Genomic DNA, 12,323 nt, shown 5'->3' with positions numbered 1-12,323 from the left:
CAATCCTCCGTTTTCTGATCAGTCGAGCAGCGCAGCCATGATCGCCGTCGGCGCATCCTCGCCGCGTTCGGCCAGCTCCTCGAACTCGACGACCGCGTTGATGTCCGCGCCCATGGAAATGTTGGTGACGCGCTCGAGGATGAATTCGATGACGACCGGCACCTGATGTTCGTCCATCAATGCCTTTGCCTTCGCGAAAGCCTCCTGGAACTCGTTCGGGCTCCTCACCCGGATCGCCTTGCAGCCGAGCCCTTCGGCGACGGCCACGTGATCGACACCGTAGCCTTTCTCCGCATCGCCGGAGGCATTGATGTTATCGAAGGCGAGGCTCACCTCGAAATCCATATTGAAGCCGCGCTGCGCCTGGCGGATGAGGCCGAGATATGAATTATTCACGACCACATGCAGGTAGGGCAGCCTGTGCTGGGCGCCGACCGCCAGTTCCTCGATCATGAACTGGAAATCATAGTCGCCCGACAGCGCCACGATCGGCCGGTTGGGATCGGCAGCGCGCACACCGAGCGCTGCCGGCAGCGTCCAGCCGAGCGGGCCTGCCTGGCCGCAATTGATCCAATTGCGCGGCTTGTAGACGTGCAGGAACTGCGCCCCGGCGATCTGGCTGAGGCCGATCGTCGAGACGTAGCAGGTGTCGCGGCCGAAGGCCTTGTTCATCTCCTCGTAGACCCGCTGCGGTTTGAGCGGCGTCTGGTCGAAATGTGTCTTGCGCAGCATGGTGCGCTTGCGCTCGCGGCATTCTTCCGCCCAGTCCGACCGGTCGCGCAACTTGCCTGCCGTCTTCCATTCGGTGGCGACGTCGAGAAACAGCTTCAGCGCTGCGCCCGCATCCGAGACGATGCCGAAATCCGGCGCGAAGACGCGGCCGATCTGGGTCGGCTCGATATCGACATGGATGAACTTGCGCCCTTCGGTATAGGTCGGCACGTTGCCGGTGTGGCGGTTGGCCCAGCGGTTGCCGACGCCGAGCACGAAATCGGAGGCGAGCAGATTGGCATTGCCGTAGCGATGCGAGGTCTGCAGCCCGCACATGCCGGCCATCAGCGGATGATCGTCCGGGATGGCGCCCCAGCCCATCAGCGTCGGGATGACCGGAATGCCGATGATCTCGGCGAATTCCGTCAGGAGATCGGAGGCATCCGCATTGATGATGCCGCCGCCGGCGACAATCAGCGGCCGCTCGGCCGTGTTCAGCATGGCAATCGCCTTCTCGGCCTGCGCCCGCGTCGCCGTTGGCTTGTAGGGCTGAAGCGAGGCATAGGTGTCGATATCGAACTCGATCTCGGCGAGCTGCACATCGACCGGCAGGTCAACCAGCACCGGCCCGGGACGGCCCGAGCGCATCAGGTGGAACGCCTTCTGGAAGACGAACGGCACCAGCGCCGGCTCCATGACGGTGACCGCCCATTTGGTCAGCGGCCCGGCGATCTTAGCGATATCGACGGCTTGAAAATCCTCCTTGTCGAGCCGGGCGCGCGGCGCCTGGCCGGTGATGCAGAGGATCGGGATCGAATCCGCCTGGGCCGAATAGAGGCCGGTGATCATGTCGGTGCCGGCCGGCCCCGAGGTGCCGATGCACACGCCGATATTGCCGTGTCTTGCCCGCGTATAGCCTTCCGCCATATGTGAGGCGCCCTCGACATGCCGCGCCAGGATATGGCGCACCGAGCCGCGCGCCTTCAGCGCCGAATAAAAGGGATTGATCGCCGCGCCCGGAACCCCGAAGGCGCAATCGACACCTTCCCGCTCCAGAACCAGAACCGCCGCATCGACAGCGCGCATTTTCGCCATGACTAGATCCTCCATCGTCTAAGAGTAAGGGTAGTCCTTTTTCTCGAGGTCGCAATTGAATTGTGGAAATCATTCCCATATAATGGAAATAAACATTTTCAACGAATCCGGCATGAATGGCGTCACCGGCAGCACGCAAGTGGCCATGGATCTCATGGGCCTGGCCAAGATCTCCCTCTTCTCCCAGCGGGGAGAAGGTGGCCCAAAGCGCCGGATGATGGGCGAAGCCATGGACTTCAGAGTTTGCCGCCCACCCCTTGTCATCGCCTCGCATGCGCTCGCACTTCTTCCCGCCGGGGGGGAAGAAGGAGCAGGCGGGAGCAAGCGGCCAGCCTCGGAAATCAACGGGCGAAAGCCGCTGAGGGGAGATCAGGCCGGCGTCAAACTCCATCCTCCCCTCTCCTGGCTTGCGGGGAGAGGGGGGAAACGCCGCATGGTTCCCCAAACCAGTTCCGGTTTGCGCAACGATGCAATATGTCATGAGAAAACGGGCAAAGGGGCGCACATGGCAGACAAGCCGGAACCACCAAGACAGGATCAATTGCGCGCCAGACCCGGCCGCAAGGCCAATGAAAACGCCGCCCCCTCCTCCGTCCAGGTGCTCGACCGCAGCCTGAAGCTGCTCGACCTTGTGGCAAGCGCGGATGGCGCAGCACTCACCGACCTCTCCGACCAGTCCGGCATGGCCCCCTCGACGGTCCACCGGCTGCTCACCTCGCTTGCGGGTCACCGCATGGTCACCTATGACGCCGAGACCGGCGCCTGGACGATCGGGCTGAAAGCGTTCGAGATCGGCAATGCCTTCCTGCGCTTCCGCAAGCTCGGCACGATCAGCCGCCCCTTCCTGAAGCAGCTGATGGAACGCTCGGGCGAAACCGCCAATATCGGCATCGAGGACGGCGGCGACGTCGTCTTCATCTCGCAGGTCGAAAGCCACGCCCCGATGCGCGCCTTCTTCCGCCCCGGCCGGCGCGGCCCGATCCACGCGTCCGGCATCGGCAAGGCCATCCTCTCGACCTGGGGCGAACCGGCCATCGAAAGCCTGTTTGCGACGCGCCCGCTTACTCGCTTCACCGCCAACACCCGCGACACCCTACCCAGGCTCATGACCGACCTCGTCGCCATCCGCACCCGCGGCTTCTCCATCGACGACGAGGAACACACGCTCGGCATGCGCTGCCTCGCCGCCCCGATCTTCAACGAATATGGCGAGGCGATCGCGGGGATTTCGGTGTCGGGACCGGCAGTCAGGCTGCCGGATGCGCGGCTGGCGGAACTGGGGCCGGTGGTGCGAGCGGCGGCGGAGGGGGTGACGCGGGCGATGGGGGGGCGGGTGGCTGGAGACTCAACGCACAAATCATGACCGGCGACGGGAACCGCTACCTGCTTCCACAAAACTAAGGAGGTCAGCTTTTGGTCGCCGATTGCTGCCGTTCCCCGGCGTCAGATCGAACGGCAGCAATGGGTGGAAAGCGGTCGCTCGACGAATTCATTTCCAAGGGCCGGAATGCGGCGCGAAGCCGACCTGCCCTTCCTTCATCTCCCCGCAACCCACCCATGCCAATCCTCCTCGCTCCCATGAAACACATTGAGGTCGATCCTGCCCTCCACCCCATGCGAAAGCCCCGAGCCGGAATACTGCCAGAACAGCCACTTCCGCCCCGGATAGACCTTTGACGGGTGAGCGGCGACCGAGCGGAGCCAAAAGGGGTGGTTGGGGAATTCGCCCCTCAGATTGTCGCGGTAGAAGTCGGGCGCGGTGTAGATCACCGGGCGCTGGCCGTAGTGCCGCTCCAGCTTGTCCATGAAGACCTGCATCTTTTCCAGGACTTTGGCGCGCGAGACGCGCCGCTTGCAGCTCGACTCACCGTTATATTCGACGTCAATCACCGGCGGCAGCGCGCCCGGATCGCGCGGCACGTTGCGGATGAACCAGTCGGCCTGTTCGCCGGCGGTGCGGCACCAGTAGAAGAAGTGATAGGCGCCGCGGTTCAGCCCGGCCTCCTTGGCGCGCCGCCAGTTCTTCTTGAACATCGGGTCGAGATGGTCGCCGCCGTCGGTCGCCTTGATATAGGCGAAGTTCGCCCCTTGCATGCGAAGCCTTGCCCAGTCGATCTCGCCCTGCCAGCGGGAAATGTCGACACCGTGCACGGCGAGCTTGCGCGGCGAGCGGGAGCCGAAATTGATCGGCTTGGCGTCGCGGAACTGGCGGCTGTAGATCTGCGCGCGTTTGCGCGGTGTCGCGCCGATATCGGGATCGGCAGGCGTGATGAGCTCGACCGGCCTTTCCGACGGTACGGCCATGCCCTCGGTCGTCACCGCCTCGAAGACGTGCGGCTGCGACACCTGGCCGGCCCAGGCCAGTTGCTCCGGATGCGCTTCGGGCTCAGCGATTATCTCACCGACAGCCGCCGTCGGCACAGGCCCGGCGGTTTCAGCGACCGAACTGGTCGTCTCCTTCGACGGCAGCCCGGCCGACGGGCTTTCCGGCCCGGAACTCGACGTGCAGCCCGCCAAAACAAGGCCGGCAAGGAAGATTGCTGGAACAGCCGATAGACGCATAAGAACCCGCACGCAAAACAAACAACGGGCGGCATCTGCCCCCGCTGACATCAATTGCTAATGGAAAATTACCAACAAAGATTGAATCCGATCTTTCTCATGTGCGGAAGACGCTGATCCGGGCGGCGAAGCGGCGGGAGTCGCCGCGCGCCGCTGCTCTCAGGGGAGAGTAAGACCCGATGGCCGCCACTCCCGTCATGTCAGCCCTTGTGGCGGGGATCCAGCCACGGCGCGTCGGCGCCGTGAAAGACTGCCTGCCATACCCTACGTCATCCTCGGGCTTGACCTGGCTTGACGCGAGGATGATCAAGGACATGGCGACATGTATACCCAAATCGGCTGCGCAAGCCGGTAACTTTAATCCCCGCCCATCCCCGCCCCGCAAACCTGTGCGATGATCATGCCGTTCCCTACCCCGCTAGGCGCCGCGGCGAGGCGGACTATGCCGGGTGGGGGAAGGACGTAAGCCTTCATCCGGTGGGCGATCAGAAAATGGTTCCCCTCCGCAGGAGTTGCTGCTGCGGGCATGCCGGTGCGGCACAGAGGGCTGGCGCAAATGCCGGTCGTAGAGAACCGGAGTTGCCGACGACGACCATCGAACGGGGCGCTGGAAGGCGTCATATAAATTTACTTCTTCCCGGCACTTTCCAGCGCCCCGGCCAAGTAGACCCAAGCAGAACCACGGCGGATTTTTCCGGGCGTGGCCAAAGGCGTTTGCGGCACCGTTACCTCCCCCTTGAGGGGAGGTAGCCGCAAAGCGGCGGGTGGGGGTGACCCATTGGGTGTCGCGATAGTCACCCCACCCCGGCACCGCGTGCCGACCCTCCCCTCAAGAGGAGGGTAAGAAACGTCACGCCTCCACCAGCTCCCGCCTCGCGGCCGCCTTCCGGCCCTTCATCGCCTTGCCGGCCACATAAACCTCAGCCACGCAGCGATCGTCGCCCATGGTCTGCAGGATGAACAGTTCCTCCACCAGCGATTTCACTGTGCGCATCCGAAGCTCCATCGCAGATTTGCCGCTGGAATCGAGGATGATGATATCGGCGTCGGCGCCCACATGCAGCGAGCCGATCCGGTCCTGAAGGCCGAGCGCCCGGGCATTGCCGAGCGTCATGCGGTAGAAGGAATTGAGCGGCGACAGCCGCGCGCCCTGCAGATGCAGCACCGTGTAGGCCTCGTCCATCGTCTCCAGCATTGAGAAGCTCGTGCCCGCTCTTGAAGAGTATTTTTACGAGCAGCCGTTCCTGATCCGCTGATCCCCGCAGGGCCGATCGATCGCGGCCGGCCTCTTCCGCGGAGCGGCTGCATTGCCGTCCCTTAGCCGTGGATGCCAGAAAGGCGGGCTTCGGTCATTGATGCGGCGATCGCGGCGATCGAGCGGAATAAGACGAGCGGGTCATCCTTTGAGGGAATGAAGCCACGCCGCCGCCAGAACGCGGCGGCCTCCGGATCGACTGCGTTGACGATGAGGGCGCGCCCTCCGACAAGACCTGCGGCGGTCACACAACGCTGCAACGCATGCTTTACAAGCCCTATGCCGACCCCTCTTCCAACCCATCTGGCGTCAACCGCGAGTTGACCGAGCAACAGGCAGGGCACGGGATCCGGCGGTTGGCCGGTTCGAATCGAACGGGGAAGTACATTCGGAACGACTGCTGTTGGCGCGAGCCCGTAGTAGCCGACGACGCGGCCCCCTTCATGGACAACCAAGACGGCAGTGAAGCCTTTCTCTTGATTGGAGCGCGCGCGGGTCTTCAGCCAATGGTCGAGGACCGGCTTTCCGCAGGAAAACTCAGAGACGTCGTGGACCGAAGTAAGAGGTTCGGGAGCCGAAAGGTTCACGGCTCATCATTTCGCGACGTAGCCTGGCTCCCAAGGAGCAGGACGCTGTGCCAGTTCCACCATTTCGGCTATCGGGGTCTCAGGTCCAGACAGCACAGCCATAAAATCCGCAAAGCTTTCGGGGCTCATGCGGATAAGGCAGTAGTCCATTAAGACATCCTCGGCCGCGCGAACGGCTGCGTCGCGCACGAAGTCCGTTCGTGACCGGCCTCGCAGACTGGCTGCGCGATCGATCATCGCAATGTCTGCCTCGGGAAGGCGCATTGAGATAGGGTGTTCATTGCGTTTAGCGCTGGCGGCCATAGGGCACCTCTCTAACCCAAACGAATAAAGCATCGTAGTGCATATTGCAATACGACAAAAGCTGCACGGCCCGCGGCTTGGCAGCGTCTTTCCCTATCGGTGGCTGCAATAGGGGCCGAAGCGCAAACGAAACGGTCCGGCCCGGGTCGACCCTTGAAGGATTGGCAAACGAGGCGGTCCGGGCCGCCTCGCCCATTCCCTCACTCCGCGAAAAAGGCGAAGCGGACGACGAAGAGTGTTGCGACGATCTGCGTTGCCGGGTGAATGACACTCCACTTACCGGTGAAGACCTTCAACACGACGTAGCTGATGAAGCCGAAGGCGAGGCCGTTGGCGATCGAGTAGGGGAAGGGCATGGCAAGCGCCGTGAGTGCTGCCGGAGCGGCCTCCGTCAGATCATCCCAATCGACTTCCGTCAGTTCGCGCATCATCAGGCCTGCCACGTAGAGCAGTGCCGGTGCGGTCGCATAGGTCGGGACCGCGCCGGCGAGCGGCGAGATGAAGAGAGAGGCGAGAAACAGGACGGCGATGACGAGAGCCGTCAAGCCCGTGCGTCCGCCGGCCTGCACGCCGGAGGCGCTTTCGACATAGGCAGTGGTGCTGCTCGTGCCAATCAGCGAACCGGCGACGATTGCGGTACTGTCGGCCAGAAGCGCCCGGCCGAGGCGGCTCCGCTTGCCTTCCTCGATGAGTTTGGCGCGCTTGGCGACACCGATCAGCGTTCCCGTGGCGTCGAAGACTTCGACCAGAACGAAGACGAGGATGACATGGATCAGGCCGCCATGCAGGGCACCGACGATGTCGAGTTGCAGGAAAGTCGGTGCGATGCTCGGCGGCATCGAGATGATTCCGCGGAATTCACTGACACCGGTGACCCACGACAGCACGGTGACCGCCAGAATGCCGATCAGGATGGCACCGCGAACGCGCAGCGCATCAAGCACGGCGATGACGAAGAAGCCGAAGATGGCGAGCAGCGGGCCGGTTGCCTTGAGGGTGCCGAGACCAACCAGCGTTGCCGGATTGTCGACGACGATGCCGGCGTTCTTCAGCGCGATGATGCCGAGGAAAAGGCCGATACCGGTGGCGATCGCGCTGCGCAGCGAGTGGGGGATGCCGGCGATCAGCCAGCTGCGGATGCCGGTGACCGTCAGGAAGACGAAGATCAGGCCGGAGATGAACACGGCGCCCAGCGCCTGTTGCCAGGTGAAGCCGAGTGTGGCGACCACGGTGAAGGCGAAGAAGGCGTTCAGCCCCATGCCCGGTGCCATGCCGATCGGTCAGTTGGCAACAAGCGCCATGACCGTCGAGCCGAGCGCGGCGGCGATATAGGTCGCAACGAAGATCGCGTCGCGGTCCATGCCGGTCGTCGACAAAATGTCCGGATTGACGAAGATGATGTACGACATTGTGAGACATGTCGTGAGGCCGGCGACCAGTTCGGTGCGGACCGTGGTGTTGTGCTCACTCAGCTTGAAGAGCCGTTCAAACATATTTCCTCCCTTGGCCGGAATTATCCGCCCGGCAAATGCTACTGGCGGAACGCCTGCTCCTCCGGCGACCACCCTATTTGTACCGATCTTCAAATCGTCACGACTTGTCGGGGCTCCTGCCCGATCAGGGTCCCGCGTCCCACCAGGGGACGCCGGATGCCTCATTTACGGTTTTGTGATTGTGCGTTTTCACGGCCCGGATCGCTAGCCGTCCATTTCGACGGCAAAAGCGAAAGACTTTCAAATTTTTTTAAGGACAGTATTGGGGGAAGGAGGCCGGTTTCGGAGGAACAATCCTTCCCGTTTCGCCAAAATGGCGGAGCTCTGTGTTCAAACGCGTCGGGTTTTCTGCATTCTGCCAGAAGATCATCTGTTAGCAATGGCAGCAAAGTCAAGCGCAGGTAACGGTCTCAGCCTCGTTCGATGTCGCGCCGAAGGACGATCGACGTTGTCAGGTCTTCGACGTTCTCGAGTGCGGCCACTTCGTTTCTCAGTTCGTTGAGTGCATTGATCGATCCGACCTCGACCTCAACGACAAGATCGAGCTGGCCGCTGACCGAGGAAACTTTCCGCACAAAGGAGAAGCCGGCCAGCCGATCAAGCACGCCGATCGACGGCGTGCGCTTCAGCGTCAGAAGCAGGAAAGCATGGATCTGCCCCTCGTCCAGCTGCCCTATATCAGCCCGGTAGCCGCGGATGATGCCTGCCTTTTCAAGCCGGCTGACCCGCTCGGTCGTCGCACTGCGGGAGAGCCCGATCCGGCCTGCCAGCAATTTCATCGGGATGCGTGCCTCCCGCGACAGGATGCTGAGGATCGTCCGGTCGATCGCGTCTGTGTCCCGCATGAATTCCGCTCATCGAATGTGCCGACAAGATGACGGTTATTATAAACACAATGCCGGTGCAACCGGCATCATGCCGGATGCACGCAGCCGCTCCTCGTGCAACTCTGATCGACTGAAGAGGGCCGCCGATGAACGACATGCTGAAGACCACACCGGATTTTTCGATCGAACAGGCAAAGCTGTTGCTTGCCGAGCACTACGGGCTCGACGGCGCGCTTTCGCCGCTCGACAGCGAGCGCGACCAGAATTTCAAGGTCTCGGCCAGCGACGGCGGCACCTATATCCTGAAAATCGTCAATGCCGCTGAGCCGTTGGTGGAAAGCGACTTCCAGACGGCGCTTCTCGGGCATATCGGCGAGCACGCGCCGGAACTGCCTGTACCACATATCCGCAAGGCCGTTTCAGGCGCCAGCCTCACTGAAGTAACGAGCGCGGGTGGCGTTCGCCATTTGCTGCGGCTCGTCAGCTGGGTGCCCGGCGTTCCGCTTGCCCAGACCTCGCGCAGCGACGCGGCGCTGGAATCGCTCGGCCGCCTGCTCGGCCGCTTCGATACCGCGCTGAAGGGTTTCATGCATCCAGGCGCCCTGCGCGATCTCGACTGGAACATTTGCAATGCCTGCCGTTCCGCCGACAGGCTGCACCATATTGCCGTTGCGGAAGACCGCGCCCTGCTGGAGCGGTTTGTGGCACGCTTCGAAGACAAGGTGGCGCCGAGGCTGCCGAAGCTGCGGTCGGCGGTCGTCCACAACGACGCCAACGACTGGAATGTGCTCGTCGAGAGCGCCGACCATGACCGCATCGCCGGCGTGATCGATTTCGGCGATGCGCTCTATGCACCTGTGATTGCCGAGATCGCCATCGCTGCCGCCTATGCCGCGCTCGATCATGCCGATCCGATCGGTGCTGCCGCCGCCATCGCGCGCGGTTTCCATACGGAATACCCGCTGCTGGAAGAGGAAATCGACCTCCTCTTTGATCTCATCGCCATGCGGCTGGTGACGTCGGTGACGATCTCGGCCTCTCGCCGATCGCATACCGATGGCAATCCCTACCTCGCCATCAGCGAGAAACCGGCGTGGACGCTGCTGCGCAAGCTCGACGCCATGAACCCGCGCTTTGCGACCGCGATCCTGCGCCACGCCTGTGGTTTCGAGGCCGCGCCCGGCGCGCAGGCCGTCACGGCGTGGATCGCCGAGAATCGCAAGTCGCTGCTTGCGCTACTCGAAAAGCCGGTGGCGACCTATCCGGCCGATCTGGTGCCCTACGGCGACCCCACGCACCCGATGACGGTAAAATCCGCCGGGAAGCAGCCGGACGAGGCGCAGGCGATATGGGAGAAGTATTGCCGCGAACATGGCATCGATCTGGGCATCGGCCCCTGGGGCGAGGCGCGCATGGTCTATGCCGGCGAGATGTTCATCTCCAGGCTGATCGACAACACCCGCCGCACCCGACATCTCGGTCTCGACCTTTTCATGGCTGCGGGCACCAAAGTGCATACACCGCTTGCCGCGACCGTCGTCAGCGTCGAGATCGAAAAGGACCTGCTCGGATATGGCTGCCTGATCGCGCTTCGCCACGAACCGGAGGGTTGTCCGGCCTTCGTCACACTCTGGGGACATCTTGCCCATGAGGCGCTTGACAGGTTGGAACCCGGCGACCGTTTGGAGGCTGGAGCGCTCGTCGGTGAAATGGGGACTCCCAACGAAAACGGCGGCTGGGCCCCACATCTGCATCTGCAGATTTCCACCGACACCAGCCTTTCGGCGACGGAAATTCTCGGCGTAGGCGAGGAGCGCTATCTTGATGTCTGGGTTCAACTTTTCCCCGATGCGAATGCGTTTGCCGGTATTGCACCGGAGTTCTACGAGCGGCAGGGCCGGTCTCATGAAGAAATCGTCAAGCGCCGCGGGGAACTGCTTTTGCCGAACTTGTCGATCTCCTATGACAAGCCGATCAAGTTCGTGCGCGGCGAAGGCGTCTGGCTGATCGACGATCGCGGCCGGGCCTATCTCGACTGCTTCAACAATGTCTGCCACATCGGCCATGCGCACCCGGCGGTGGTCGAGGCCATGGCGAGACAGGCCGCGACACTCAATACCAACACGCGCTACCTGCACGACAATATCGTCGCCTATGCCGAGCGGCTAACGGCGACGATGCCGAAGGAATTGACGGTTGCCGGTTTCGTCAACAGCGGTTCCGAAGCGAATAGCCTGGCGATGCGTTTGATGCGTACCCATACCGGTCGCGAAAACGCCATCGTGCTCGACTGGGCCTATCACGGCACGACGCAGGAACTGATCGATATCAGCCCCTACAAGTTCCAGCGCAAGGGCGGCAAGGGACAGATGCCGCACATCCATGTTGCACCGGTTCCCGACAGCTATCACGCGCCGGCCGATTGGCCGGTCGAAGAACACGGCAAGCGCTATGCAGAAAGTGTCGCGGAGCTGATCGCGGCGATGCAGGCGAAGGGGGAAGGTCCCGGCCTCTTCATCGCCGAATCCATTCCCAGTGTCGCCGGTCAGGTCTGCCTGCCTGAAGGTTACCTCAGGCAAGTCTACCGCATGGTGCGCGAGGCAGGCGGCGTCTGCATCGCCGACGAGGTGCAGGTCGGTTTTGGCCGGGTCGGCAGCCATTGGTGGGCCTTCGAGACGCAACAGGTCGTGCCCGACATCGTCACCATGGGCAAGCCGATCGGCGACGGCCATCCGCTGGCCGCCGTCGTCACGACGCGGGAGATCGCCGACAGTTTCAACAACGGCATGGAATATTTCAACACCTTCGGCGGCAACCCGGTGTCCTGCGCCGTCGGCCTTGCCGTGCTCGATGTGATCGAAGGCGAGGATCTGCGCCGCACTGCGCTGGAGGTCGGCAATTATCTGATGGCCGGTTTCCGGGCGATGCAGGAGCGCCATGAAGCGATCGGCGACGTGCGCGGCATGGGGCTGTTCCTCGGTATCGAATTGGTGACGGATCGAAAGACCAAGGCGCCCGCCACGGAGTTCGCCCGAGCCGTGTCGAACGGTGCGCGGCAGCGCGGCGTGCTGATGGGCACTGAGGGACCGCATGACAATGTGCTCAAGATGCGGCCGCCGATGATTTTCTCGAGGCGGGACGCGGACCATCTGCTGGCGGTGCTTGGGGAAACATTCGAGGCAGTCACCGGCGCGCGTGGCTAACCACGGACAAAGACCAAAACTGGAGCTTTCGCCAACCTGCTGCGCCGCGCAGCGGGACGGAGCACAAACAGAGAAGAACGCGCTCAAAACGAAAAAGCCTGCCGCGGGAGGAGGTGCGGCAGGCTTTCAAATAGAACCGAACGGCGACTGGGAGGAGGAGTGTCGCCATTCCGCAAGTGCCCTCTGGGAGGAGGAGTAAGGACACTTGCAATCGAAGCTCTGCGGGAGGAGGTGCATCGCTTCGATAATTTAAATATACACTAATTTCGCTCAAATCGTAGGCAGAA

At 62.6% G+C, this 12,323-nt stretch carries 7 protein-coding genes and 2 pseudogenes; 2 read left to right on the top strand and 7 right to left on the bottom strand.

Annotation, left to right across the window (positions count from 1 at the left end; all coding sequences use genetic code 11):
• Positions 1-18: 18 nt before the first annotated feature.
• Positions 19-1,806, bottom strand: a complete 1,788-nt coding sequence (gene gcl / locus ACSQ2Z_RS21860) for a glyoxylate carboligase (RefSeq protein ID WP_436083354.1) — start codon at positions 1,804-1,806, stop codon at positions 19-21.
• A gap of 505 nt (positions 1,807-2,311) precedes the next feature.
• Here gcl and ACSQ2Z_RS21855 point away from each other — a divergent pair.
• Entirely contained in the window at positions 2,312-3,169 is an 858-nt protein-coding gene (locus ACSQ2Z_RS21855) for an IclR family transcriptional regulator (RefSeq protein WP_436083353.1), read from the top strand.
• Between the two features lie 173 nt (positions 3,170-3,342).
• On the opposite strand, the gene ACSQ2Z_RS21850 is transcribed toward ACSQ2Z_RS21855, so the two are convergent.
• The 6 genes and pseudogenes from ACSQ2Z_RS21850 to ACSQ2Z_RS21825 all read right to left on the bottom strand — a co-directional run bounded on the left by ACSQ2Z_RS21850 (position 3,343) and on the right by ACSQ2Z_RS21825 (position 8,851).
• Entirely contained in the window at positions 3,343-4,368 is a 1,026-nt protein-coding gene (locus ACSQ2Z_RS21850) for a glycoside hydrolase family 25 protein (protein WP_436083352.1), read from the bottom strand.
• A gap of 850 nt (positions 4,369-5,218) precedes the next feature.
• Positions 5,219-5,581, bottom strand: a pseudogene (locus ACSQ2Z_RS21845) (amidohydrolase family protein); the annotation flags it as partial.
• 104 nt (positions 5,582-5,685) lie between these two features.
• Positions 5,686-6,210, bottom strand: coding sequence for a GNAT family N-acetyltransferase (locus ACSQ2Z_RS21840; protein ID WP_436083351.1), 525 nt, complete (start codon positions 6,208-6,210; stop codon positions 5,686-5,688).
• Positions 6,211-6,216: 6 nt separating this feature from the next.
• Positions 6,217-6,513 (bottom strand): DUF1778 domain-containing protein, encoded by a 297-nt coding sequence (locus ACSQ2Z_RS21835; protein ID WP_436083350.1) that lies wholly within the window; start codon positions 6,511-6,513, stop codon positions 6,217-6,219.
• Between the two features lie 200 nt (positions 6,514-6,713).
• Positions 6,714-8,006 (bottom strand): annotated as a pseudogene (locus ACSQ2Z_RS21830) (NCS2 family permease).
• Between the two features lie 410 nt (positions 8,007-8,416).
• Positions 8,417-8,851: an Lrp/AsnC family transcriptional regulator gene (locus ACSQ2Z_RS21825; RefSeq protein WP_436083349.1), complete on the bottom strand. Its 435-nt coding sequence runs from the start codon at positions 8,849-8,851 to the stop codon at positions 8,417-8,419.
• 128 nt (positions 8,852-8,979) lie between these two features.
• On the opposite strand from ACSQ2Z_RS21825, the gene ACSQ2Z_RS21820 reads away from it, so the two are divergent.
• On the top strand, positions 8,980-12,036 hold the full coding sequence (locus tag ACSQ2Z_RS21820) for an aminotransferase class III-fold pyridoxal phosphate-dependent enzyme (RefSeq protein ID WP_436083348.1): 3,057 nt from the start codon (positions 8,980-8,982) through the stop codon (positions 12,034-12,036).
• Positions 12,037-12,323 lie beyond the last annotated feature (287 nt).

It is taken from the genome of Pararhizobium sp. LjRoot235, assembly GCF_964254145.1.
GTDB lineage: Bacteria > Pseudomonadota > Alphaproteobacteria > Rhizobiales > Rhizobiaceae > Pararhizobium.
Note: the sequence above shows the minus strand (reverse complement) of the source record. Positions and strands in the feature narration are given on the sequence as shown.

Excerpts from the sequence above, each read along its gene's own strand:
- ACSQ2Z_RS21825 (WP_436083349.1), bottom strand. The coding sequence starts at position 8,851 with ATGCGGGACACAGACGCGATCGACCGGACGATCCTCAGCATCCTGTCG.
- ACSQ2Z_RS21850 (WP_436083352.1), bottom strand. The coding sequence starts at position 4,368 with ATGCGTCTATCGGCTGTTCCAGCAATCTTCCTTGCCGGCCTTGTTTTG.
- ACSQ2Z_RS21855 (WP_436083353.1), top strand. The coding sequence starts at position 2,312 with ATGGCAGACAAGCCGGAACCACCAAGACAGGATCAATTGCGCGCCAGA.
- ACSQ2Z_RS21820 (WP_436083348.1), top strand. The coding sequence starts at position 8,980 with ATGAACGACATGCTGAAGACCACACCGGATTTTTCGATCGAACAGGCA.
- ACSQ2Z_RS21835 (WP_436083350.1), bottom strand. The coding sequence starts at position 6,513 with ATGGCCGCCAGCGCTAAACGCAATGAACACCCTATCTCAATGCGCCTT.
- gcl (WP_436083354.1), bottom strand. The coding sequence starts at position 1,806 with ATGGCGAAAATGCGCGCTGTCGATGCGGCGGTTCTGGTTCTGGAGCGG.